The organism is Bacteroides sp. 51 (assembly GCF_010500965.1).
Lineage (GTDB): Bacteria > Bacteroidota > Bacteroidia > Bacteroidales > Bacteroidaceae > Bacteroides.
This window is the reverse complement of record NZ_QVMI01000022.1, coordinates 34,908-60,698: the sequence shown is the minus strand read 5'-3', so window position 1 is coordinate 60,698 and position 25,791 is coordinate 34,908. Positions and strand designations below refer to the sequence as shown.

At 43.1% G+C, this 25,791-nt stretch carries 24 protein-coding genes and 1 pseudogene; 23 read left to right on the top strand and 2 right to left on the bottom strand.

From position 1 onward, the window contains the following. Positions 1–118: 118 nt before the first annotated feature. From D0T87_RS16400 to D0T87_RS16350, 11 genes are all read left to right on the top strand, one after another. Positions 119–1,534: a glutamate synthase subunit beta gene (locus tag D0T87_RS16400; protein ID WP_163176207.1), complete on the top strand. Its 1,416-nt coding sequence runs from the start codon at positions 119–121 to the stop codon at positions 1,532–1,534. Positions 1,535–1,699: 165 nt separating this feature from the next. Further along, positions 1,700–3,364: an asparagine synthase B gene (asnB, locus tag D0T87_RS16395; RefSeq protein WP_163176206.1), complete on the top strand. Its 1,665-nt coding sequence runs from the start codon at positions 1,700–1,702 to the stop codon at positions 3,362–3,364. 353 nt (positions 3,365–3,717) lie between these two features. After that, a complete protein-coding gene (locus tag D0T87_RS16390; protein ID WP_163176205.1) occupies positions 3,718–4,473 on the top strand; it encodes a glycerophosphodiester phosphodiesterase family protein in 756 nt (251 codons plus the stop codon). A 311-nt stretch (positions 4,474–4,784) separates the two neighbouring features. Further along, the gene (dapF, locus tag D0T87_RS16385; protein WP_163176204.1) at positions 4,785–5,591 is read left to right on the top strand and encodes a diaminopimelate epimerase; all 807 of its coding nucleotides are present in this window, start codon (positions 4,785–4,787) and stop codon (positions 5,589–5,591) included. 101 nt (positions 5,592–5,692) lie between these two features. Beyond that, positions 5,693–6,922, top strand: a complete 1,230-nt coding sequence (locus D0T87_RS16380; protein WP_163176203.1) for an LL-diaminopimelate aminotransferase — start codon at positions 5,693–5,695, stop codon at positions 6,920–6,922. A 160-nt stretch (positions 6,923–7,082) separates the two neighbouring features. Continuing rightward, the gene (locus D0T87_RS16375) at positions 7,083–7,811 is read left to right on the top strand and encodes a hypothetical protein (RefSeq protein WP_239063721.1); all 729 of its coding nucleotides are present in this window, start codon (positions 7,083–7,085) and stop codon (positions 7,809–7,811) included. 30 nt (positions 7,812–7,841) lie between these two features. Continuing rightward, positions 7,842–8,198, top strand: coding sequence for a P-II family nitrogen regulator (locus D0T87_RS16370; protein WP_163176202.1), 357 nt, complete (start codon positions 7,842–7,844; stop codon positions 8,196–8,198). A 189-nt stretch (positions 8,199–8,387) separates the two neighbouring features. After that, positions 8,388–9,668, top strand: a complete 1,281-nt coding sequence (locus D0T87_RS16365; protein ID WP_370526870.1) for an ammonium transporter — start codon at positions 8,388–8,390, stop codon at positions 9,666–9,668. A 198-nt stretch (positions 9,669–9,866) separates the two neighbouring features. Then, positions 9,867–12,056 carry a glutamine synthetase III gene (locus D0T87_RS16360; RefSeq protein WP_163176200.1) on the top strand — a complete coding sequence of 730 codons (2,190 nt, stop codon included), beginning with the start codon at positions 9,867–9,869 and terminating at the stop codon, positions 12,054–12,056. 218 nt (positions 12,057–12,274) lie between these two features. Further along, complete coding sequence (locus D0T87_RS16355; protein WP_163176199.1) at positions 12,275–12,880, top strand: porin family protein; 606 nt, start codon at positions 12,275–12,277, stop codon at positions 12,878–12,880. A 359-nt stretch (positions 12,881–13,239) separates the two neighbouring features. Then, a complete protein-coding gene (locus D0T87_RS16350) occupies positions 13,240–13,419 on the top strand; it encodes a hypothetical protein (RefSeq protein WP_163176198.1) in 180 nt (59 codons plus the stop codon). Positions 13,420–13,533: 114 nt separating this feature from the next. Here the strand turns inward: D0T87_RS16350 and D0T87_RS16345 are convergent, their stop codons facing one another. Continuing rightward, a complete protein-coding gene (locus D0T87_RS16345; RefSeq protein ID WP_163176197.1) occupies positions 13,534–14,097 on the bottom strand; it encodes an HdeD family acid-resistance protein in 564 nt (187 codons plus the stop codon). Beyond that, the gene (locus D0T87_RS24900) at positions 14,094–14,228 is read right to left on the bottom strand and encodes a hypothetical protein (protein WP_255495870.1); all 135 of its coding nucleotides are present in this window, start codon (positions 14,226–14,228) and stop codon (positions 14,094–14,096) included. Before D0T87_RS24900 ends, D0T87_RS16345 begins: the two co-directional genes overlap by 4 nt. Positions 14,229–14,442: 214 nt before the next feature. Here D0T87_RS24900 and D0T87_RS16340 point away from each other — a divergent pair, with 214 nt between their 5' ends. The 12 genes and pseudogenes from D0T87_RS16340 (at position 14,443) to D0T87_RS16290 (ending at position 25,780) form a co-directional block, all read left to right on the top strand. Continuing rightward, positions 14,443–14,754 carry a helix-turn-helix domain-containing protein gene (locus D0T87_RS16340; RefSeq protein ID WP_163176196.1) on the top strand — a complete coding sequence of 104 codons (312 nt, stop codon included), beginning with the start codon at positions 14,443–14,445 and terminating at the stop codon, positions 14,752–14,754. A gap of 3 nt (positions 14,755–14,757) precedes the next feature. Then, positions 14,758–16,029, top strand: coding sequence for a type II toxin-antitoxin system HipA family toxin (locus tag D0T87_RS16335; protein WP_203558704.1), 1,272 nt, complete (start codon positions 14,758–14,760; stop codon positions 16,027–16,029). A gap of 369 nt (positions 16,030–16,398) precedes the next feature. Beyond that, positions 16,399–17,625, top strand: coding sequence for a tryptophan synthase subunit beta (trpB, locus tag D0T87_RS16330; protein WP_163176195.1), 1,227 nt, complete (start codon positions 16,399–16,401; stop codon positions 17,623–17,625). A gap of 20 nt (positions 17,626–17,645) precedes the next feature. Beyond that, positions 17,646–19,049, top strand: coding sequence for an anthranilate synthase component I family protein (locus D0T87_RS16325; protein ID WP_239063717.1), 1,404 nt, complete (start codon positions 17,646–17,648; stop codon positions 19,047–19,049). A gap of 6 nt (positions 19,050–19,055) precedes the next feature. Beyond that, positions 19,056–19,637 (top strand): aminodeoxychorismate/anthranilate synthase component II, encoded by a 582-nt coding sequence (locus D0T87_RS16320; protein WP_163176194.1) that lies wholly within the window; start codon positions 19,056–19,058, stop codon positions 19,635–19,637. Further along, positions 19,634–20,629 carry an anthranilate phosphoribosyltransferase gene (trpD, locus tag D0T87_RS16315; protein WP_163176193.1) on the top strand — a complete coding sequence of 332 codons (996 nt, stop codon included), beginning with the start codon at positions 19,634–19,636 and terminating at the stop codon, positions 20,627–20,629. The genes D0T87_RS16320 and trpD overlap by 4 nt, the downstream gene beginning before the upstream one ends. A 7-nt stretch (positions 20,630–20,636) precedes the next feature. Beyond that, complete coding sequence (gene trpC, locus D0T87_RS16310) at positions 20,637–21,461, top strand: indole-3-glycerol phosphate synthase TrpC (protein WP_163176192.1); 825 nt, start codon at positions 20,637–20,639, stop codon at positions 21,459–21,461. 4 nt (positions 21,462–21,465) lie between these two features. After that, positions 21,466–22,059: pseudogene (locus D0T87_RS24665) on the top strand (phosphoribosylanthranilate isomerase); the annotation flags it as partial. Between the two features lie 24 nt (positions 22,060–22,083). Continuing rightward, positions 22,084–22,860, top strand: a complete 777-nt coding sequence (gene trpA, locus D0T87_RS24660) for a tryptophan synthase subunit alpha (RefSeq protein WP_239063719.1) — start codon at positions 22,084–22,086, stop codon at positions 22,858–22,860. A 130-nt stretch (positions 22,861–22,990) separates the two neighbouring features. After that, complete coding sequence (locus D0T87_RS16300; RefSeq protein WP_163176190.1) at positions 22,991–24,037, top strand: asparaginase; 1,047 nt, start codon at positions 22,991–22,993, stop codon at positions 24,035–24,037. A 214-nt stretch (positions 24,038–24,251) separates the two neighbouring features. Beyond that, positions 24,252–24,617 (top strand): PleD family two-component system response regulator, encoded by a 366-nt coding sequence (locus tag D0T87_RS16295; RefSeq protein WP_163176189.1) that lies wholly within the window; start codon positions 24,252–24,254, stop codon positions 24,615–24,617. A 14-nt stretch (positions 24,618–24,631) separates the two neighbouring features. Beyond that, positions 24,632–25,780, top strand: coding sequence for a sugar transferase (locus tag D0T87_RS16290; RefSeq protein WP_163176188.1), 1,149 nt, complete (start codon positions 24,632–24,634; stop codon positions 25,778–25,780). Positions 25,781–25,791: the final 11 nt, after the last annotated feature.

Here is a 25,791-nt window from a genome sequence, read left to right as displayed (position 1 = left end):
TAAGTTGAAAGTTGAAAATTGAAAGTTGAAAGTTGCCATGCGGCATCGTAACGATCAACTATCAACTCTTAACTTTCAACTTTCAATTTTCAATTTTCAACTTTCAACTAAAAAAACAATGGGAGATTCAAGAGCATTCCTCACTATACATAGACAAGAAGCCGGATACCGGCCTGTTCACGAACGTATCACCGATTACGGAGAAGTAGAACAAACCCTCAACACCCGCGAGCGTAAGTTACAGGCTTCGCGTTGCATGGACTGTGGCGTTCCTTTTTGCCACTGGAGTTGTCCGCTGGGCAACAAACAGCCCGAATGGCAGGACGCTCTCTACAAAGGAAAATGGAGAGAAGCCTATGAGATACTATCCGCAACATGCGACTTCCCGGAGTTTACCGGACGCATTTGTCCCGCTTTATGCGAGAAAAGCTGCGTACTGAAACTATCTTGCGATGAACCTGTAACCATTCGCGAAAACGAAGCTGCCATTGTAGAAGCAGCTTTCCGCGAGGGATACATCGTTCCGGTGAAACCGGAAAGAAACGGAAAGAAAGTAGCCGTTATCGGTGCTGGTCCTGCCGGGCTGGTGGTGGCCAATCAATTAAACCGTAAAGGATATACGGTTACGGTGTTCGATAAAGCAGAAGCGCCCGGAGGGTTGCTTCGTTATGGTATACCCAATTTCAAGTTGCATAAAACAATCATTGATCGCCGGATGAAACTACTTGTCGAAGAAGGCGTGCGGTTTGAGATGAACAGCCTCACCCCCGTCCCCTCTCCAAAGGAGATGGGAGAAGCTAGCGCATGGAAAAAACTTACAGAGTGGTTGCGCAGCTACTCCCTCTCTTTTGGAGAGGGCCGGGGTGAGGCTAGCGCCATCTGCCTGTGCACCGGCGCCGAAACCCCGCGCGACCTTCCCATCGCGGGACGTGAGTTGAAAGGCATCCACTTTGCGCTGGATATGCTTGCCCAGCAGAATCGTATCATCGAGGGAGCGACCTTCGCGAAAGACAAATTGGTAACAGCCAGGGGGAAGAAAGTGCTCGTCATCGGTGGGGGCGATACGGGTTCCGACTGCATTGGTACAAGCATTCGCCAGGGTGCGGAAAGTGTTACGCAGATTGAAATTATGCCTCAACCGCCTGTCGGCCATAACCCGTCCACACCCTGGCCCTGGTGGCCTGTGGTGCTGAAAACCACTTCCAGCCATGAAGAGGGTTGTACGCGTCGTTGGGCGCTATCGTCCACCCGGTTCATTGGTAAGAATGGGATAGTCACCGGTGTAGAGGTGGAAGAAGTGGAATGGACGCCGGCTGCGGATGGTGGACGTATGACGATGAAGCCTACCGGCAAGAAAGAGATTATCGAAGCAGACCTGGTGTTGCTGGCTATGGGATTCCTGAAACCCGAAATCCGCGAGCTACCGGAGAATGTATTCACCGCCGGCGACTTGATTCTCGGCCCCAGCCTTGTTGTCAGAGCCATGGCCACGGGACGGGAAGCGGCAAGACGAATAGATGATTATCTTCGATAATCCCTTATTCTATTTACGATTGGACGATTTACTATTTACGATTGAAGTTACTTCGATAACCACTTCGTAAACCTCTCTTTAGAAATAAATAGTCCAATCGTAAAACCATAAACAAACTAATTTCAATCGTAAATCGTAAATAGCTAAATCGTAAATAACATTATTATGTGTGGAATAACCGGAATATTTCAGATCAAGCAACAATCCGAAGAACTTCGCAGTAAAGTGCTGAAAATGGCCAAGAAGCTGCGTCATCGCGGACCGGATTGGAGTGGTATATACGTTGGCGGCAGTGCCATCTTAGCCCACGAACGCCTTTCTATTGTCGACCCTCAGAGTGGCGGACAGCCTCTTTACTCACCCGACAGGAAACAAATACTTGCCGTCAACGGCGAGATTTACAATCACCGGGACATCCGCGCCCAATACGCCGGTAAGTATGATTTCCAAACCGGATCGGACTGCGAAGTGATCCTGGCGCTCTATCGCGACAAAGGCATTCGCTTTCTGGAAGACTTAAATGGTATCTTCGCTTTTGCCCTCTACGATGAAGAAAAAGATGAATTCCTCATCGCTCGCGACCCCATCGGCGTTATTCCATTATATATAGGTAAGGACGATGAGGGCAGAATCTACTTCGCCAGCGAACTGAAAGCCCTCGAGGTTTTTTGCAGTGAGTACGAACCCTTCCTGCCCGGCCACTATTACCATAGCCGCGAAGGGAAAATGAACCGTTGGTACAAGCGCGACTGGTCCGGCAAGGTGCCCGGGCCAAGCATCCATGCGGATGGCAAGCACCTTGCCGCATCTCTGGAAGACGCCGTACACCGCCAACTCATGAGCGATGTTCCTTACGGCGTACTGCTCAGCGGAGGGTTAGACAGTAGCATCATCTCTGCCATCGCTAAAAAGTATGCCGCAAAGCGTGTCGAAACAAACAATCAGAGTGATGCCTGGTGGCCACAACTGCACTCTTTCGCCATCGGGCTGAAAGGCGCGCCCGATCTGAGCAAAGCCCGCGAAGTGGCCGACTTTATCGGCACGGTTCATCACGAGATCAATTATACCATTCAGGAAGGGCTGGATGCTATTCGCGACGTTATTTATTATATCGAGACGTACGACGTTACCACCGTCCGCGCCTCCACCCCGATGTACCTTATTGCCCGGGTGATCAAATCAATGGGCATCAAGATGGTACTCAGCGGCGAAGGAGCCGACGAAATCTTCGGTGGATATCTTTACTTCCACAAAGCCCCCAACGCCCAGGCATTCCATGAAGAAACCGTACGCAAGCTAAGTAAGCTACACCTGTATGACTGTCTGCGTGCCAATAAAAGTCTTTCGGCCTGGGGTGTTGAAGGACGTGTGCCCTTCCTCGACAAGGAGTTTCTTGATGTGGCGATGACCATCGACCCCGAGGCAAAAATGGCGCCGGGAAACGTGATTGAAAAGAAAATCCTACGCGAAGCATTCGCCGACATGCTGCCCGAAAGCGTGGTGTGGCGACAGAAAGAACAGTTCAGCGATGGTGTGGGCTACAACTGGATTGACACGTTGAAGGAGGTTACCGCTGCCGCCGTAAGCGATGAACAAATGGCAAAAGCCGCGGAGCGCTTCCCCATCAATCCCCCACAGAATAAAGAAGAATACTACTATCGCAGCATCTTCGAAGAACATTTTCCGAGCGAAAGCGCCGCACGCTCCGTACCCAGTGTGCCCAGCGTAGCCTGCTCCACAGCCGAAGCCCTGGCCTGGGATACGTCATTTCAAAACACTAATGACCCATCGGGACGGGCAGTGAAAGGAGTACACGAACAAGCGTACTAAGATAAATACCACTCCTAACGGCTGGCTTAACTGCACGGTAAGGCTCGCGGGTTTTTACTTAACCCGTATAAAGGATGAAGAATAGCGCTGTTTTTCCAGAAGAACAGCGCTATTCTTTCGGAAAAACAGCGCTATTCTTCATCCTTTATAACGCTTGCGTGCCGACAACCGATTCATTCTGTGCAAACTCTTTATTCGTAGAGTGCAGAAAGTAGAGCAATAATAAAACTTGAGGGAATATGAAGTGTTTGGGACGTATTTATGTTAATAATCTGCAACAAATCATACCCATATCACAAATAAAAAGTTATCTTTGTGTTCCTATTCAAACTAAACTTAACTTACGCACTATTATGAAGAAACTACTATTAGCCTACTTCTTGTCTTTTTTCGTATTACAGATAGCTATTGGACAAACACAAGTAATCGCTCACCGGGGCTTTTGGAAGACGGAAGGATCGGCCGAAAACAGTATTACAGCATTAGTAAAAGCAGATTCAATTGGCTGCTATGGCAGCGAATTTGATGTGTGGCTGACAAAAGACGAAGAGCTGATCGTCAACCATGATCCGGCCATATACGGACGGTTTATTCAACAAACATCCGCTCGCAAACTGACAAGGGCCAAACTCAGCAACAGAGAGCGGGTACCAACACTCGAACAGTATCTACTGGCCGGAAAGGATGTCAAAACCCGGTTAATCCTGGAATTAAAACCGTTAAACTCGCCCGAACGCGAAACCCTGGCAGTAAAAAAGATTATAGATATGGTGAAATCTATGGGACTGGAAAAGCGGATGGAATACATTTCTTTTTCATTGCATGCCACGAAAGAGTTTATTCGGCTTGCACCCCAGGCAACACCAGTCTACTATTTAAACGGCGACTTGTCTCCCAAAGAACTAAAAGAAATTGGCTGTACCGGTCCGGACTATCACCTAAGCGTATTCAAGAAGAACCCCAAGTGGCTGACCGAATGCCATGAATTAGGGTTAAAAATAAACGTCTGGACAGTCAACAAAGCCAACGATATGACTTGGTTCATCGAACATAAAGTAGACTTTATCACAACAAATGAACCGCTGGTATTACAAGAGGTACTGAAATAAAACAGGCAGCAAATGCTGCACCCAAATCACCATACAGATTAAAAACAATCGAAAACCCCGGAAAAGAAGCAATTCATAAACTTCTTTTCCGGGGTTTTTGTTTTATGATAGTAGTTACTTACTACTAACTGCTAACTACTGAATAAATATTTCAGATTGTAAGTAGAAACAGTTCAAATAAACATATTTATAAGCGAAAAGAAAAAAATGAAGATATTTAGAAATCACTTTTGCTCAATTTAAACCAAAAAGATATATATTTGCATAAAAATAAATCAAAAGGATTTTATTTTAATCAGAAAACGATCAAAATGACAAAAGAAATAAAGTTCACAAAGATGCATGGAGCAGGCAATGACTATATATATGTCAATACGATCATCTATGACATCAAAGATCCGGAGAAAACCGCGATCGAATGGAGCAACCGCCACACAGGAATAGGCGGTGACGGACTGGTACTGATAGGATCATCCGATATAGCAGACTTTAGCATGCGCATATTTAATGCAGACGGCTCAGAAGCGATGATGTGTGGAAACGCAAGTCGCTGCGTAGGCAAGTATGTATATGAAAAAGACATGACCGATAAGACGGAAATTACACTGGAAACACTCTCGGGAATTAAAATACTCCAACTACAAACAACAGGTTCCATTGTAAACTCCGTAACCGTAGATATGGGTGAGCCAAGCGACATTAAAGAAATCAACCTCGGAGAACTATATCCCCTCAAAGGAATAACCGTAAACATGGGAAACCCACACCTGGTAATCTTTGTAGAGGACATAACAACCATAGACCTACCTATTATTGGTCCCCAACTGGAAAACCATCCCCTATTCCCCGGACGGGTAAACGTAGAGTTTGCACAACTCATCAGCGAGAATAAAATCCGCATGAGGGTGTGGGAACGAGGATCGGGCATCACATTGGCATGCGGAACAGGAGCGTGCGCCACGGCCGTAGCCTCCATTACAAAAGGCATAACCGGACGGAAAACTGAAATCGAAATGGACGGCGGAACGCTGACCATTGAATGGGAAGAAAAAACAGGGCATGTAATGATGACAGGGCCGGCAGAAACAGTATTCGAAGGCACGATATCAACACAGTAGCAAGGTATTGCACCCCAGCTTCCATGCAGATAAATAAGTAAAACAATCAACAAATAGTATAAACCTGGCAGCGGCACCTTGCCGCAACTTAAAACAACAATATGGCATTAGTAAACGAACATTTTTTGAAACTACCCGGGAGTTATTTATTCTCGGACATTGCGAAGAAGGTGAACACCTTCAAAGTGACGCATCCTAAACAGGATATCATCCGGTTAGGGATTGGCGATGTAACTCAACCTCTCGTACCGGCTTGTATAGACGCTATGCACAAAGCGGTGAACGAAATGGAACAAAAAAACACCTTCCGCGGATACGGACCCGAGCAAGGATACGACTTCCTGATCGAAGCGATCATAAAGAACGACTACGCAGCACGGGGAGTACAACTAAGCAACTCCGAAGTATTTATCAGCGACGGAGCAAAAAGCGATACCGGCAACATCGGAGATATCCTACGCCATGATAACAGCGTAGGAGTAACCGACCCAATCTATCCGGTGTATATAGACAGCAACGTCATGTGCGGAAGAGCCGGAGTATTGGAAGATGGACGGTGGAGCAATGTGGTTTATATCCCCTGCACCAGCGAGAACTATTTTATTCCGCAAATACCGGAGAAGCGAATTGATATCTTGTATCTGTGCTATCCCAACAATCCAACCGGGACTACACTGAGCAAACAGGAACTAAAGAAATGGGTGGATTACGCCTTGGCAAATGATACGCTGATCCTCTTTGATGCCGCGTACGAAGCATATATTCAAGACCCGGAAATCCCCCACTCGATCTATGAGATTAAAGGAGCAAAGAAATGCGCCATCGAATTCCGCAGCTTCTCAAAGACAGCAGGATTCACAGGAATACGCTGCGGATACACCGTGGTTCCCAAAGAGCTGACCGCAGCAACCCTCACCGGCGAACGAATCCCACTGAATCAATTATGGAACCGTCGCCAGAGCACGAAGTTCAACGGTACATCATACATCACCCAACGGGCAGCGGAAGCAATTTATACCCCGGAAGGTAAGGAACAAATCAAAAAAATGATAGGCTATTACATGAACAATGCCCGAATCATGAAGGAAGGATTAGACTCCACCGGACTCAAAGTATATGGCGGCGAAAACGCTCCGTACCTATGGGTAAAAACCCCTAAAGGAATAAGTTCATGGCGCTTCTTCGAGCAAATGCTCTACGAGGCACACGTAGTCGGAACACCCGGAGTAGGCTTCGGACCCAGCGGAGAAGGATATATTCGCCTCACCGCCTTCGGCGAACATGCCGACTGCATAGAAGCCATGAAAAGAATCAAAACCTGGCTGCGGTGAGGCACCGCGGCCAGTGGCGGCAAGCCGCGCTGCGCGGTCAAATTTGACAGGCAGTGATTTCAGACTTAAGAACCAACAATCAACATTAGCTAAACTCGACGGCGGCACACAGCCGCAAGCGCGATTCATACTATATATTAACTAAAAAGGTAAAAAGATGATGAAAGGTTTAACTCGCAGCGGCATACAGCCGCTATGGACAGCAGCTTTGCTGATTGTTTTAGGTTCAACTGCGGTGAAAGCGCAGGAAAAGGTAGAAGTTTCAGTCGGTGCAGACATGGTAAGTGGCTACATCTGGCGTGGTACGGATTGTGGAGGGGTAAGTATCCAGCCTTCCATATCCGTTGCCAGGAGCGGATTCTCACTTACCGCATGGGGCTCAGTAGGTATTGACAATGACGATACCAAGGAATTTGACTTAACGTTGGGCTACAACATCGGTGGGTTCAGCGTAGCAGTGACCGATTACTGGTTTAACCAGGATGGAGACAGCATGTCACAGCGATACTTCAACTACCGGGCACGAGGCACACATATCTTCGAGGCAACATTGGGATATGACTTCGGACCAATCGCACTGAGCTGGAACACGAATTTTGCAGGTAATGACTACAAAGAAAATGGAAACAGAGCCTATTCCTCCTATCTGGAAGCAGTGGTACCATTCAAACTCGGCGGATTTGATTTCGCAGCCGAAGTAGGTATGACACCGTGGGAAGGGGCCTACTCAGATGGATTGAATGTAACGAACGTCGGCCTGGGAGTTTATAAAGACATAAAGATCACCGAATCGTTTACCCTCCCGGCATTCGCCAAAATAACCACCAACCCATTCGAAGATCGAACATATTTCGTATTTGGCGGCACGTTGGCACTCCCAAATTTCTAACCAATTAAAGCAAATTAAATAGGTATTGATATGAAAAAAATCGAAGCTATTATCCGCAAAACTAAATTCGAAGATGTGAAAGAAGCACTTCTCGAAGCCGACATTGAATGGTTCTCTTACTATGATGTAAGAGGCATCGGAAAATCAAGACAAGGACGCATCTATCGCGGTGTGGTATACGACACCAGTTCAATCGAAAGAATCCTGATCTCTATCGTAGTACGTGATAAGAATACAGAGAAAACCGTAGAAGCGATCATTAATGCTGCGCAAACAGGCGAAATCGGCGACGGCCGTATATTCGTCATCCCTATAGCAGACGCCATCCGCATCCGCACAGGAGAGCGCGGAGACATCGCACTATACAACGCCGAACAAGAAAGGTGAAATCAGTAACCCAAAGCTAACAGATAAACTATAAACAAAGAATATGAACAGTAGTATAAAACCTAACTACTTACTACTGAATTCTAATTACTAATAAAATACATTATGGATACATATAAAAAGCATGGTCTGAAAAGACTATGCCTAGCGATAGCTATATTTATTTTGTTCATGTTTCCTTCGGCCGTTATGGCTCAGGAATCAGAAAAAACTCCGGATACCATCGGGGATCTCGTATTAGGATTAAACACCGTTTGGATGCTACTTGCAGCCATGCTGGTATTCTTTATGCAACCGGGATTTGCACTGGTCGAAGCAGGCTTTACCCGGGTAAAAAGTACAGCGAATATCTTAATGAAGAATCTGGTAGACTTTACGTTGGGTTCATTACTCTATTGGTTCATCGGTTTCGGACTGATGTTCGGAGTAGGAAGTTTCGTAGGTATGCCCCACTTCTTCGACTTATCTTTTCTAGATAGTGAACTACCGATAGAGGGATTCCTTATATTCCAAACCGTATTCTGTGCAACGGCTGCTACAATCGTATCGGGGGCAATGGCCGAACGTACCAAATTCTCCATGTATCTGGTATATACCATCTTTATCAGCGTACTGATCTACCCGGTTTCCGGTCACTGGACATGGGGCGGCGGCTGGTTGATGAACGGCGAAGAAGGTAGCTTTATGATGAACCTGTTCGGCACCACATTCCACGACTTTGCAGGTTCCACCATTGTGCACTCCGTAGGTGGATGGATTGCACTGGTTGGCGCTGCTATCGTAGGCCCCCGCATCGGGAAATATGGTAAAGACGGCAAATCAAGAGCAATACCCGGACATAACCTTACCCTAGCCTGTCTGGGCGTATTTATCCTTTGGTTCGGATGGTTCGGGTTTAACCCCGGATCACAGTTGGCAGCAGCCGGCGAAGGAGATCGTATAGCCATCTCCCATGTATTTCTAACAACCAACCTTTCAGCCTGTGCCGGTGGTTTTATGGCATTAGTAATGAGCTGGTTTAAATATGGTAAACCCTCACTATCACTAACACTGAATGGGGTATTGGCCGGCTTGGTTGGTATCACCGCCGGTTGCGATCTGGTTGCTCCGGAAGGTGCAGTAGCCATAGGTGCTATTTCGGGCGTTATGATGATCCTCGCCGTAGACTTTATTGATAAAGTACTGAAAATCGACGATCCTGTGGGTGCCTCGGCCGTACATGGTGTATGCGGATTCCTGGGTACAGTAATGACAGGTCTGTTTGCAACAGAAGAAGGATTGTTCTATGGTGGTGGCTTCAATTTCCTGAGTGCACAGCTATTTGGTGCACTGGTAGTCGGAGCATGGGCAGCCGGAATGGGATATATCATCTTCAAAGGATTAGACAAGATTCACGGACTACGGGTTTCTCCACGTGTTGAGGAAGAAGGACTCGATGTCTATGAACACGGAGAATCAGCATATAACTAATTGACAATTGGACAATTTACGATTTACGATTGGGATTACTCTTTCTACATGAGCTTTTGCAACGTAAAGAATATCTTGATTGTAAATCGTAAACTAAAACCAACCGCAAAAGTAAATGAGTACCAGGCAGCAACATGCTGTCGCCAAAAGTAATTTCAATCGTAAATAGTAAATCGTTAAATCGTAAATTTAAATGTTATGTCAAAATTAAGATTCAGAGTAGTAGAGACAGCTTTCAAGAAAAAGGCAATTGAGGTTCCAACACCTGCCGAACGTCCGTCGGAGTATTTCGCCAAGTATGTATTCAACCGTTCTAAGATGTTCAAGTATCTTCCAAGTAAGGTGTACGAGAAACTGGTTGATGCCATTGACAATGGCTCCACATTGGACCGCAGCATCGCCGCCGATGTGGCTGCGGGTATGAAAAAGTGGGCAATGGAAATGGGAGTTACCCATTATACACACTGGTTTCATCCACTGACCGAAGGTTCGGCAGAAAAGCATGATGCATTTATTGAACATGATGGCAAAGGAGGCGTATTAGAAGATTTCTCGGGCAAACTGCTGGTTCAACAAGAACCGGATGCCTCAAGCTTTCCTAACGGAGGAATCCGTAATACATTCGAGGCCAGAGGATATACCGCATGGGACCCATCATCACCTGCATTTATTGTAGATGACACGCTTTGTATCCCTACAATCTTCATCTCGTACACAGGCGAATCGCTTGACTACAAGGCCCCATTGCTGAAAGCCTTGCGCGCAGTAGACAAAGCCGCCGTAGATGTTTGCCACTACTTTAACCCCGACGTTAAAAAGGTATTCTCTTACTTGGGTTGGGAACAAGAATATTTTCTGGTAGACGAAGGTTTATATGCAGCACGCCCCGATTTATTACTAACCGGCCGCACACTTATGGGCCATGACAGTGCCAAAAACCAACAGTTGGAAGATCATTACTTTGGCGCCATCCCTACTCGTGTGGCTTCCTTCATGAAAGACCTCGAAATTGAAGCCTTGAAGTTGGGTATCCCCGTAAAAACCCGCCACAATGAAGTAGCGCCCAACCAGTTTGAACTGGCACCAATCTTCGAGGAATGTAATCTGGCTGTAGACCACAACATGTTGATTATGGCGTTGATGCGCAAGATTTCCCGTCGCCATGGGTTCCGTGTGTTACTTCACGAAAAACCGTTCAAGGGAGTAAACGGATCGGGCAAGCATAATAACTGGTCGTTGGGTACAGATACCGGATTATTACTAATGGCTCCGGGCAAAACCCAGGAAGATAACCTCCGCTTTATCACTTTCGTTGTGAATACGCTGATGGCCGTATACAAACACAATGGACTACTTAAAGCAAGTATCTCAAGCGCAACCAATGCGCATCGTTTGGGAGCCAATGAGGCACCACCTGCTATTATTTCTTCTTTCCTGGGCAAACAACTCTCTCAGGTATTAGAGTATATCGAAGAAAGCAAAAAAGATGAGTTAATCAGTTTTGCCGGAAAACAAGGAATGAAACTGGATATTCCACAGATACCGGAACTGATGATCGACAATACAGACCGTAACCGTACATCACCGTTTGCTTTTACGGGTAACCGTTTTGAATTTCGCGCAGTGGGTTCCGAGGCAAACTGCTCGTCTGCAATGATTGCCCTGAACACTGCTGTAGCAGAACAACTGATCGTGTTTAAGAAAGATGTGGATGCGCTGATTGAAAAGGGTGAACCGAAAGTATCGGCCATTCTCGAAGTTATCCGCAAATATATCAAAATCTGTAAACCTATTCACTTTGACGGAAACGGTTACAGCGACGAGTGGAAAGTCGAAGCGGCCAGCCGGGGTTTGGACTGCGAAACCAGTGTTCCTGTAATCTTCGACAACTATCTGAAGCCAGAAACGATTACTATGTTCGAAACGGCCGGCGTAATGAACCACAAAGAACTGGAAGCGCGCAACGAGGTGAAATGGGAAACGTATACAAAGAAAATCCAGATCGAAGCACGTGTGTTGGGCGACCTGGCAATGAACCACATTGTACCCGTTGCCACACAATACCAAACAGACCTCATTAATAATGTATATAAAATGAAGGACCTGTATCCGGGTGAGAAATGGGAAAAACTATCCGGAAAGAACATGGAACTCATTGAAGAAATCGCCGACCGCACAGCGTACATCAAAGAACACGTTGATACGATGGTAGAAGCCCGGAAAGTGGCTAACAAGATCGAAAGCGAACGCGAAAAAGCAATCGCTTACCACGATAAGATTGCGCCAATGCTGGAAGAAATCCGCTACCACATTGACAAACTGGAATTAATAGTCGATAATCAGATGTGGACATTACCCAAATACAGAGAGTTATTGTTCATTAGATAACTGCGGAACGGTATAATCCGCCCGCTCTTTTGTTGGTTGTTTTAAGTTTGCAGGAGAGGAGTGCTGTGAAGTAGTCCTCTCTTTATATTTATAGGTATTATCACAATTTTTCGGTAAAGAAAGAGTTAAACTTGAGATTAAAAACAACGATATAAGAACTTTTTTCATTGGAGAGCGTTACATAAAAGAAACAATTATTTACTTAAACCATTATGATTATGAAAAAGAGTTTTATATTAATGTTTTTCGCACTCATTGCGACTGTATCTTATGCACAACAACAAATTCCATCGGAACTTATATGGAGTGTCAAAGGAGGTATGAATATCAGTAACTGGAGCCAGGGTGGTGACACAAAAGCCAAGATTGGCTACAAAATTGGTGGAGGAGCCGAGTGGGTATTTACAAATTTATGGTCTGTACAGAGTGGATTGTATTTATCGTCCAGAGGTACCAAAGTCGATTCCGACCTGATCGAGATCAAAGTAAACGAAGTATATCTTGAAATGCCAATGATGGGAGCTGCCCGTTTTTATATTTCAGATAATACCAACCTTGTCCTCTCAGCCGGTCCATATATTGCCTATGGTATCGCGGGTAAGACCAAAGCTACCGTACGCGGTGCTGCTTCTGATAAAGAAAACACATTCGGAGACTATGGCGTAAAACGATTCGACCTGGGTCTTGGAGTAGGTGTAACAGCCGAAATCAACAGGCTCCTCATTGGATTGGAAGGACAATATGGCCTTATTAAAAGACTGGACTTTGATGGTGATTCTCCTAAAAACATGAACCTGTCAATTATGGTTGGTTATAAATTTTAATAGCTGAAACGGGAATATAACTCTCGTAGAAAGAATTCAGATTTCACTACAACCACAAAAGGTTGATTAAAAGGATGAATCAAAAAAATATTTTTGATGCAACGAAAATTATCTTTTGATGCATCAAAAATATTTTTTTGTTGCATCATCGCAAAAGCCGCATGAATACAGGCGATACAGAAGGATATTTAAATGCCGAAAAATACATACAGACTTAATTGCTCTTCATCTTGAGACATCTACTGATCATGTCAACAAAACCGATTTCCGGGTTCAATACAGAAAAGACCCCAAAGCAGTGAACCAACTTCAACCCTGAAATGTTAAGTAAGCAAGATAATAACTAAAAACAAAAGATTATGAAATCAAATGAATCAAAAGACAAAAAGAAAGCTACTTCGCCTGATATCAGAAATGCAGTACAACAAATAAGGCCAAATAATAATCAAGATACGATTATGAAACCTGCAACTAAGAAAGAGGTTAAAGAAGCAGTCAGAGAAATAAATCCGGATGAAGGAACATTAGACAGAGGATAAAGGGATTTACGATTGGACTATTTACTATTTACGATTGAGGTTACTTAGCTTTGTATATATAGATACACTAAGTAACCTCAATCGTAAATAGTAAATAGTCCAATCGTAAATAAACTATTCTTCTATTATTGTAGCCTCCTCAATATCCGTACGCATAGGAGTTTTAGGTTTACGGTTAGTAAAGCGGAACCAGTTTATTAGCTCTGTCACTGCATATACAATACTCATAATACCTATAATCAGAAAAGCCGTATTTCGCGCCTCAACCGGGTTGAAGAGAATAAACAACCCACCCAGAAGAGTCAATACAGGAAGCGCATAAAACCCAAGCGGAACGGTAGTCCAACGCCGGGCAATATACACGGAATAGATTTGCTGAGCTCCCCCCAACACCAGGATTATGCCAAGCAAATACATCAACAGGTTTGCAAAAAAATCGGGCATAAGCACCAACCAGATTCCAAACAGAAGACTTCCCAACCCTTCAAGCGGAAAACGCTGACCTTCAGTCTTGTTGCTCGTAAAATAACCAATCAGTCCAATCAGTCCGGGAATAATAAACAAAATACCGATCGTGATAACCAGATAATCCGAAGCCGTATCAGGCCAAATAACCAACACAAGCCCAATTATCAAGGCAAACACAATACGGATAAGTGAATAGTTCAAATGTTTCATACCATGAAGCTTTTTGCTGTTTGCGATACCATAGCCACCGTTTCCTCCAATGTTTCGGCCATAAACAACCAATAAAGAAGTAAAACAATAGCAATAACCACACCTACAGCGATCCAAAATTTACGATTCATAAAATTCAAATTTAATGTTTTATATCAAATGATACAACGCTATGCGAAAGTTTTAGTTCAGAGCATTCTACGGGATATGCAAAGAGTAAAAGAGAACTTTGCTAAGAAATAAGGTGAAAAGAACGGCTATTTCATTACAACGAAGAGTGATTCTATTGCATTTTGTTTGATATATAAAACATTAATGTTATTTTTGTGCAAAATATAAATCCGTATGAAAAGTAAAGGACTGACATTATTGCCCCGCTTAGGTAAAATCCTTGAAGAGGCCGGTGAAAATATAAAATTAGCACGTCTCAGGCGAAATCTTACCATGGAGCAAGTTTCAGAACGTGCAGGTATTTCCCGTTCTACCTTATGGCAGGTAGAAAAAGGACTTCCTTCTGTTTCTTTTGGTGTTTATGCTCAAGTACTATTTGTGCTTGGGTTGGAGAAAGACATTCTTAAACTAGCCGGAGAAGATATACTGGGAAGGAAATTGCAAGATGCCGAATTGCTTTTAGGCCGGAGTTCCTCAAAGAAATAAGTTATGAGAGATTCGACAAAAAATATATATGTATATGCTGATTGGGTAGATTTAAACCATCCGTATTTTATGGGAACCCTGACTGCAAATCAGATAAGGGGAAAAGAAATATTTTCTTTCCAGTATGATGATGAGTGGCTAAAATCAGGTAAAGCAAAAATTCTTGATCCTGACCTGTCGCTTTTCTCGGGATTCCAACATCTACGTGATGAGAAGCTGAATTTTGGAATATTTCTTGATTCATCACCTGACAGATGGGGGCGCGTCTTGATGAAACGTCGTGAAATAGCTTTGGCAAAACAAGAGGAAAGAAAGGCAAGAGCCTTATTTGAATCAGATTTTTTACTTGGAGTTTATGATCCTCTCCGCATGGGAGGTTTGCGTTTTAAAACGGACAAAGAAGGAGACTTTTTAGATAATAATAAAGATTATGCTACTCCTCCATGGACTTCAATAAGAGAACTTGAAAGTGCCAGTCTTGAATATGAAAAAGGATTAGAAGAAGATAATCCGGAACTTTTAAAATGGTTGAATATGTTATATGCTCCCGGCTCCTCATTGGGCGGAGCCCGTCCCAAAGCAAATATCCAGGATACTGATGGTTCTTTATGGATTGCAAAATTTCCCAGTAAAAATGATGATGTGAATATAGGAGCTTGGGAAATGGTGGCCAATTCTCTTGCTCAAAAAGCCGGAATAAATTGTGCTATAGGGAAAATTGGAAAATTCAATAGTAGATATCATACTTATCTGACTAAACGGTTTGATAGGGATAATGAAGGAAAACGTATCCATTTTGCTTCTGCCATGACCTTGCTCGGATATACGGACGGAACAGGAGCAGATGAGGGAGTCAGCTATTTGGAACTTGCCGAATTTATCATCAAACATGGTTCCAATGTAAGCGAAGATCTGAAAGAACTCTTCAGACGTATTGCATTTTCAGTTTGTATCAGTAATGCGGATGACCATTTACGTAATCATGGTTTTCTATTAAATGATAAAGGTTGGAGGCTTTCTCCTGCTTATGATATTAATCCGAATCCGGATGGAACAGGTTTGAAGTTGAATATAAGTCTTGATGATAATTCATTGGATTTAGATTTGGTATTAAGTGTTGCTGATTTCTTCCGACTTGAAAAGGAGGAGGCACAGACAATAATTGAACAATTAAAAAAAGTTGCATCAAATTGGAGACAGGAGGCAAAGAGGTATCAGATTTCTTCATCTGAACAAGATAGAATGGAAAATGCCTTTTCAGTAATTGGTTATTAATGGTATTTTAAAAAGAATTGCCACTAGTGGGTACTTAAACCAGTATTAAGAGGTTCTTTGAAGAGTAATTAATGGCCTTACATATAAGATGCTTCAATTGCAGAAAAATAAATTATTTGCAGAAAATAGTTGGAGTTTAAAACAATATGATTACTTTTGCCTAGGAATTATAGCAAAAAGAGATGAAAAAAAAATTAGTAAATGCATGTTGGTGGCGCTACTTACACTCCATAAAGTCGTAAGGTAGCAGTCTCGTGTATATATACTAAGTAGAAAAATATTCATTTAAGAGCCCTGTCGCACCTGCGACAGGGCTTTTTCGTTTTTATCCCCCCGAATCAATAGCATAAATTAAATACAAAACAGATTATGAAAACTTTCTTAGTAGATCAAAACGGTTATTACGGTGAATTTGGTGGAGCATACATCCCCGAAATACTCCACAAATGTGTAGAAGACTTGCGAAACATGTATCTGGAAGTGATGCAAAGCGAGAGTTTCAAAAAGGAATACGAGCAATTGCTTCGCGACTACGTAGGGCGCCCTTCCCCACTCTATCTGGCTAAACGTCTTTCCCGGAAATATGGATGCAAAATTTATCTGAAACGCGAAGACCTGAACCACACCGGCTCGCATAAGATAAATAATACAGTCGGACAAATCTTACTAGCACGCCGCATGGGTAAGAAACGCATTATTGCAGAAACCGGGGCCGGACAACACGGAGTAGCAACAGCTACCGTATGCGCACTCATGGATATGGAATGCATTGTATATATGGGCAAAACCGATATAGAACGCCAACATATCAACGTCGAAAAAATGAAAATGCTCGGAGCCACAGTCATTCCCGTTACCTCAGGCAACATGACATTGAAAGATGCTACCAACGAAGCCATACGCGACTGGTGTTGTCATCCCTCAGATACATTTTACATCATCGGTTCTGTAGTAGGTCCTCACCCCTATCCGGACATGGTTTCCAAACTACAAGCTGTCATCAGCGAAGAGATTAAAAAGCAACTTTTGGAACAAGAAGGACGCGAAAACCCGGATTACCTGATAGCTTGTGTAGGCGGAGGAAGCAACGCAGCAGGAACCATTTATCACTATATCGACGATATGCGTACCCAAATCGTATTGGCAGAAGCCGGAGGAAAAGGTGTTGAAACCGGGCTTACGGCAGCAACCATCAAATTGGGACAAACCGGAATAATCCACGGTGCACGCACATATGTTATCCAGAATGAAGATGGACAAATTGAAGAACCTTACTCCATTTCAGCCGGATTAGATTACCCTGGTATCGGACCCATTCACGCCAATCTGGCCGCACAGAAACGCGCCACAGTACTTCCCGTTAATGATGACGAAGCCATAGAAGCAGCTTATGAATTAACCAAACTCGAAGGTATCATCCCTGCGCTCGAATCGGCACATGCCATTGGGGCACTAAGCAAAATGGAATTCAAACCCACAGATGTTGTAGTGTTAACCGTATCCGGTCGCGGAGACAAAGATATAAATACATATTTACGGCAAGGTGCCGCTGCCAAGTTTCCATGCGGTCACCCAACATACGATTGTCAAGCTTAACCACTAATAACTCACAAATTATGAAATATTCTTATCAGACAAATAGCAAAAAGGTGTTGGGAGATATGCACACACCTGTCAGTATCTACCTGAAAGTGCGCGACTTGTATCCACAATCCGTACTAATGGAAAGTTCAGATTATCATGCCGGCGAAAACAGTTTATCATTCATAGCCCTTTGCCCATTGGCCAGCATCGGGGTAAACAATGATATGATAACGGAGAGTTTTCCGGATGGCAGTCAACTAAATACACCACTTACGGATTCATTTACAGTAGAAAAAGCCATAAATAGTTTTATTCACAAGTTCCGGGTGGAAGGAGAAAATGCCGAAGTATGCGGATTATATGGCTACACAACATTCAATGCGGTAAAATACTTCGAAAATATTCCTATTAAAGAGAGCCACGACGACATGAATGACGCCCCCGATATTCTGTATATCTTATACAAATATGTCTTGATCTTTAATCATTTCAAGAATGAATTGACCCTTGTCGAGATATTGGCAGAAGGAGAATCGAGCACCCTGAACCAACTGGAAGCCGCAATAGAGAACCGCAACTACGCTTCGTACAACTTCTCCGTCACCGGACCGGTCAGTAGCCCGATTACCGACGAAGAACACAAAGCCAACATTCGTAAAGGAATAGCCCACTGCATGCGTGGCGATGTATTTCAGATTGTACTTTCCCGCCGCTTTATCCAACCGTATGCGGGCGATGATTTTAAAGTATATCGCGCTTTACGCAGCATTAATCCTTCACCTTACCTCTTCTACTTCGACTTCGGAGGGTTCCGCATCTTTGGTTCATCACCTGAGACTCATTGTAAAATAGAAGGAGAGAAAGCATATATCGATCCGATTGCAGGCACTACACGCCGCACGGGAGATGTACAAAAAGACAAAGAACTGGCAGAAGCGTTACTTAGTGACCCGAAGGAGAATGCAGAACACGTGATGCTTGTCGACCTCGCCCGGAACGATCTTAGCCGCAACTGCCACGATGTACGTGTTGTTTTTTACAAAGAACCCCAGTATTATAGCCACGTCATCCATCTTGTATCGCGGGTGGGAGGCATCCTGAATGAGAATGCAGACCGCATAAAGTCCTTCATTGATACCTTTCCGGCGGGAACATTAAGCGGAGCGCCCAAGGTACGCGCCATGCAACTCATCAGCAAAATTGAGCCTCATAATCGCGGTGCGTATGGTGGTTGCATTGGTTTCATTGGCCTCAATGGCAATCTGAATCAGGCTATTACGATCCGTACATTTGTAAGTCGCAACAATGAACTTTGGTTCCAGGCAGGAGGAGGAATCGTAGCCGCAAGCCAGGATGAATACGAATTACAAGAAGTAAACAACAAATTGGGAGCACTCAAAAAGGCTATCGACATGGCCGCTTCACTCAAAAACTAACACACTATGAGAAAACTATTAATAGTAGATAATTACGACTCATTTACATATAACCTCTATCATTTGGTTAAAGAAATCGGGGGATATGAAATAGAAGTATGCCGTAATGATAAAATAGATATAAAGGAAGTAGAATCGTTCGATAAAATCATCCTATCACCAGGACCAGGTATACCGGAAGAGGCCGGGCTGCTACTCCCCATCATCCACCGATATGCACCAACCAAAAGTATATTGGGAGTTTGTCTGGGACATCAGGCCATTGGAGAAGCATTCGGAGGCAAACTGGAAAACCTGACTCAGGTTTACCACGGCATACAAACGCCCATTGACGTTACAGGAGAGGATTACATATTCAATAGCCTGGGTAAACAATTTCTGGTAGGAAGATATCACTCATGGGTAATCTCCCCTAATGATTTTCCTACGAGCCTGGAGATCACGGCCGAGAGTAAGGAGAAGCAGATTATGGCCATCAGGCATAAAGAATATGACGTACATGGCATCCAGTTTCACCCGGAATCTGTCCTTACTCCGCAAGGGCGAACTATGATTGAGAATTTTATCTTAACGCAGAACAACTTATGAAACAGATATTATATAAACTTTTCGAACATCAATACCTGGGACGCGAAGAAGCCCGGGAAATACTACAAAACATTGCATTGGGAAAATATAACGATGCACAAGTAGCCTCACTCATCACCGTATTCTTGATGAGGAATATTTCGGTAGAAGAATTATGTGGATTCCGGGATGCATTACAAGAAATGCGTACCCAGGTAGACCTCAGCGAGTTTGAACCGATTGACATCGTTGGCACCGGAGGAGATGGTAAGAATACGTTCAACATCTCTACTTCTGCTTGCTTTACCGTAGCCGGTGCCGGATATCCGGTTGTAAAACATGGAAATTATGGTTCAACCTCTATCAGCGGGGCCAGTAATGTAATGGAACAACACGGCGTGAAATTCACAACCGATAATGACAAATTGCGCCGCAGCATGGATGAATGTCAAATAGCCTATCTGCATGCTCCACTCTTCAATCCGGCAATGAAAGCCGTCGCCCCCGTTCGCAAAGCATTAGCCGTACGTACTTTCTTTAATATGTTAGGACCGCTTGTTAACCCCGTAATACCTAAATATCAATTGTTGGGGGTATACAACTTACCTCTATTACGTTTATACAGTTACACTTTTCAGGAAAGCAAAAACCAGTTTGCTGTTGTACATAGCTTGGATGGTTATGATGAAATCTCACTAACCAGCGAATTCAAAGTCGCAACCAATGGTAATGAAAAGATCTATACACCCGAAAGCCTGGGCTTCAGCCGCTATAAAGAAGAAGACCTGGATGGTGGAAATACTCCCGAAGACGCAGCTCGTATTTTCGACAATGTGATGAACAATAAAGCAACAGCTGCACAAAAGAATGTAGTAATTGCCAATGCGGGATTTGCCATACAGATTATCGAACCTGGAAAACCACTCGAAGAATGTATTGCCATAGCCAGAGAATCATTGGAAAGCGGTAAAGCTCGTAATGTATTAAAGAAATTCCTTGAAATAAATGGATGAATGAATTATGAAAACAAAAGATATACTTTCGGAAATTATTGAAAACAAACGTTTTGAAGTTGACTTTCAAAAACGCTCTATTCCATTAGAAGATTTACAGGATAGGCAGCAAGATGTTACACCCAAGCTGTCTATGCGTAAAGCACTTGGCAGTAGCGAATTGTTGTCGCATGGAAACCTGGCAGCGGTACCTTGCCGCCGCATTATTGCTGAGTTTAAACGGCGATCGCCATCTAAAGGTTGGATTAAGCAGCATGCAAAAATTGAAGAAATTGTTCCTTCCTATAAAAAGGCCGGAGCTGCTGCGCTATCCATCCTGACGGATGAGAAGTTCTTTGGAGGTACATTAATGGACTTACGTACGGCACGTTCTTTGGTGGATATTCCTATTCTCCGTAAAGACTTTATCATTAACGAATACCAGCTTTATCAATCCAAGATTGTCGGTGCGGATGCCATTCTGCTTATTGCAGCAGCATTAGAACAGGAAAAATGTCAGGAGTTAATAGAGAAAGCACACCAACTGGGCCTGGAAGTTCTATTGGAAATACATAACGAGTCCGAATTGCCCTATATCACTCCACAGGTAGATATGGTAGGTATTAACAACCGTAACCTCGGTACATTTCATACTACAGTAGACAACTCTTTCCGTCTGGCCGAATTATTACCTCAAGATACCGTATTAGTTTCGGAAAGCGGTATCTCAAATCCCGAAACCGTAAAACTGCTTAGCGATCGCGGCTTTCGTGGATTCCTGATTGGTGAAACATTTATGAAAACAGCCGATCCGGGAAAAACACTCGCTTCATTCATTGATCAACTTAAATAACTCTATGATGAAGAACAAACTGATCAAAGTCTGCGGAATGAAGGAAGGAAAGAATATCCGTGATATTGAACTACTAGGCATAAATATGATCGGACTAATTTTCTATTCCAAATCCCCCAGATGCGTACATGAAGTCCCCGATTATCTCCCCGGCCAGGCTAAACGCGTCGGAGTGTTTGTCAATGAAGACAAAGCATATGTACAGACCATTGCCAATCGTTTCTCCTTAGACTATGTACAGTTACATGGAAACGAATCGCCCGAATACTGTCAGGCTTTGCAGCGTACCGGACTAAAAATTATCAAAAACTTTTCAATCGCCGCAAAAGAGGATATCACTCAAACAGCTCCGTACGAAGGAATATGTGATTATTTCCTGTTTGACACCAAATGCGATACGTTCGGAGGATCGGGCAAACAATTCGATTGGGATGTCTTATACTATTATAACGGACAAACACCTTTTCTATTAAGTGGTGGCATTGACATACAGACTGTAAAAGCATTAAAAGCATTCAGTCATCCCCGCCTCGCAGGATATGATATTAACAGCCGCTTTGAAACAAAACCGGGAAAGAAAGATGTAAAAAGAGTATCAAAATTCGTAAAACAAATAAAGGATATGAACAGAATAAATCAACTATTCAACAGCAACAAGAAAGATCTGTTATCTATATACTTTTGTGCAGGAACTCCTACATTGAATGGTACAACAGAAGTGATCAAAACATTAGAGAAGAACGGAGTAAGCATGATCGAAATCGGCATACCGTTCAGTGACCCGATGGCAGATGGTATAGTCATCCAAAATGCAGCAACAGAAGCATTGCGCAATGGTATGTCACTAAACCTGCTATTCGAACAATTACAAGACATACGTAAGGACGTTAACATTCCCTTATTATTCATGGGATACCTTAATCCTATTATGAAATATGGATTTGAACGTTTCTGCAAACAGTGTGCCACTTGTGGAATAGATGGCGTAATTATCCCCGATTTGCCGTTTAAGGATTACCAGGAAGAGTATCGTGCCATTGCAGAACAATACAACATCAAAATTATCATGCTGATTACCCCGGAAACCAGTGAAGAACGGGTACGGGAAATTGATGAGAATACAGATGGCTTTATCTATATGGTATCATCGGCTGCAACAACCGGAGCACAAAAAGATTTCGACACGCAGAAACAGACTTATTTCAAGCGTATACAGGACATGAAGCTCCGAAACCCACTGATGGTAGGTTTTGGTATCAGCAACAAAGCTACTTTCGAAGCGGCTTGCAAACATGCGTCGGGTGCTATTGTCGGAAGCAAGTTCGTAACATTACTGGAAGAAGAAAAAGATCCGGAAAAAGCGATTAAAGCGCTAAAACACGATTTGATTTACGATTAAATAATTTACGATTTACGATTGGAATTGCTTTGTGGATCATAGCTTAGTAACTCCAATCGTAAATCGTCCAATCGTAAATGGAATTTTATTCTTACCTTTGCTCCCAATTTAACAAAAGAGCCCTTCGCACATGATTGAGAATACCCCATCCGTATTAATTATCTACACTGGTGGTACCATCGGGATGATTGAGAACCCTGAAACAGGAGCACTGGAAAACTTTAATTTCGATCACCTTTTGGAGCATGTCCCAGAACTTAAACGCTTCAACTATCGCATATTATCCTACCAGTTTAATCCTCCCATCGACTCATCGGATATGGAACCCTCCTTTTGGGCTAAACTTGTAAAAATCATCAATTATAACTATGAACATTTCGATGGTTTTGTTATCCTGCACGGAACAGACACCATGTCTTATACCGCAGCAGCATTGAGTTTCATGCTCGAGAACCTGAGTAAACCGGTTATCCTGACAGGTTCACAACTACCTATCGGAACACTGCGTACCGATGGAAAAGAAAACCTGATTACTGCCATTGAAATAGCCGCTGCAAAGAACAGTAGCGGTACTGCTATGGTTCCCGAGGTCTGCATCTTTTTCGAAAACCATCTGATGCGAGGCAATAGAACATGCAAGATCAATGCCGAAAACTTCAACGCATTCCGGTCGTTCAATTATCCCCCACTCGCGCGGGCAGGCATACATATTAAATACGAACCGGGACTAATCCGCCAACCCGACCCTTCCAAACCACTGAAACCACATTATTTATTTGATACCAATGTAGTAATACTGACTTTATTCCCCGGCATACAACAGGAGATTATCACCTCTGTACTTCATGTACAAGGGTTGAAAGCGGTTGTTCTTAAAACATTCGGCTCGGGTAATGCACCTCAGAAAGCGTGGTTCATAAATTTACTAAGAGACGCCACGGAACGGGGAATTATTATTGTAAATATTACTCAATGTTCCTCAGGAATTGTAGAAATGGAGCGTTACGAAACCGGACTCCAGCTATTACAAGCAGGAGTAATTAGTGGATATGACAGTACTCCCGAAGCAGCGGTAACCAAACTGATGTTTCTGTTAGGTCATGGACTATCAAACGCTGAAATCAGACAGAGAATGAATTCGAATATGGCCGGAGAAATAACCAAACGTATTTTCTGATTATTTTCCTCTATTCAGGAAACATTTTCTTCCTCATTGTTGTTATTTACAAGAATATAGTGATTTACACGGTTTTCGGTGCTTTTTCACCTCAAAAAACCGAAAAATAAGGCCAAAAACCAAAATATGTTATATATTTGCACATAATAAACAACTTATTGTTGTTTCTGAAATATATCGTTATTAAAATTCTTAATACAACCTCTGTTTCTATATGAAAAAGAAGATAATGCTAATTGACGACAAAGCATCCATAGCAAAAGTTGTTGCTATCTACTTAAGCAAAGATTACGATTTTACTTATTACGAAAATCCGTTGGATGCCATTGAAAAGCTGGAAGAAGGTGAAGTTCCCGATTTAATCATATCAGACATCCGCATGCCTAAAATGATGGGTGACGAATTCTTACGTTATATGAAAAGCAATGAACTTTTCAAACCAATTCCTATCATTATGCTATCCAGCGAAGAAAGTACAACAGAAAGAATTAAATTGTTGGAAGAAGGTGCTGCAGATTTCATTTTGAAGCCGTTCAACCCACAAGAACTTAAGGTGCGTATCAAAAAGATTATTGATTAAGATCGCCTTTTAATATGCAATATCTTATATACGTAGGTAAGAATAAAGAGAATATTGAGCATTTTTCCAATTTGCCACTGAAAGCAACCTTTCAGGCCGTATCAAATAGCAACAAAGCAACTCAAACAATCGAAAGATTAAGAGGTAACAATATAGTTATTACCTTTTATGAACAAGATGATGTAGAGAAGGATATAGCTGAAATCAAGAAAATAAGGAAAAAGCTGCCTAATCAATATATCGTATTGGTTATCCGGTCTTTCGACAAGGATAACAGCCTTGCCTATCTCAGGGCGGGAATCAATAACACCATTTCCAACCAGGCAAAAGCCGAAAATATCAATGAGATATTCGATTTTCTGAAAAGGAAACAGCAGGAACAATCTGAACAAGAGAAAAGCAGGGAACAGATCAAGAAATTTAAGCTTCCTTTATGGAAGCGTTGTTTCGACATCGTATTCTCTTCATTAGCTTTGATCTGCCTATCTCCACTTCTGATTATTACGGCACTAGCTATTCGGATAGAAAGTAAAGGGCAGATTATCTACAAATCTAAACGTGTAGGTAGTAATTACCGGATTTTTGATTTTCTGAAGTTTCGCTCCATGTATACCGGGGCAGACAAACATCTGAAGGATTTCAACGACCTGAATCAATACCAGACGGAAGTGGAACCCGAGAACTTCTGGGGTGTTGATGATGATACCGAAATTGACGAGGACATTGTATTGATCTCGGATGATTTTGTGATCTCAGAACACGATTATATCACCCAAAAGACTCAGGAACAAAAGAACTCATTCGTTAAACTGGAAAATGACCCCCGCATTACCAAGGTGGGGCACATTATCCGTAAATACAGTATTGACGAACTCCCGCAACTTATAAACATTCTGAAAGGCGATATGTCCGTAGTAGGCAATCGTCCGCTCCCACTCTATGAAGCCGAGCTCCTGACAAGCGATGAATATATCGACCGCTTTATGGCTCCCGCAGGACTTACCGGACTTTGGCAAGTTGAAAAACGGGGAGATTCGGGTAAACTATCTGCCGAAGAGCGCAAACTCCTGGATATCAAATATGCCAAAACATTCTCATTCTGGATGGACATAAAGATTATCTTAAAAACAGTCACAGCATTCGTTCAGAAAGAAGACGTCTAACTTTTTAATGC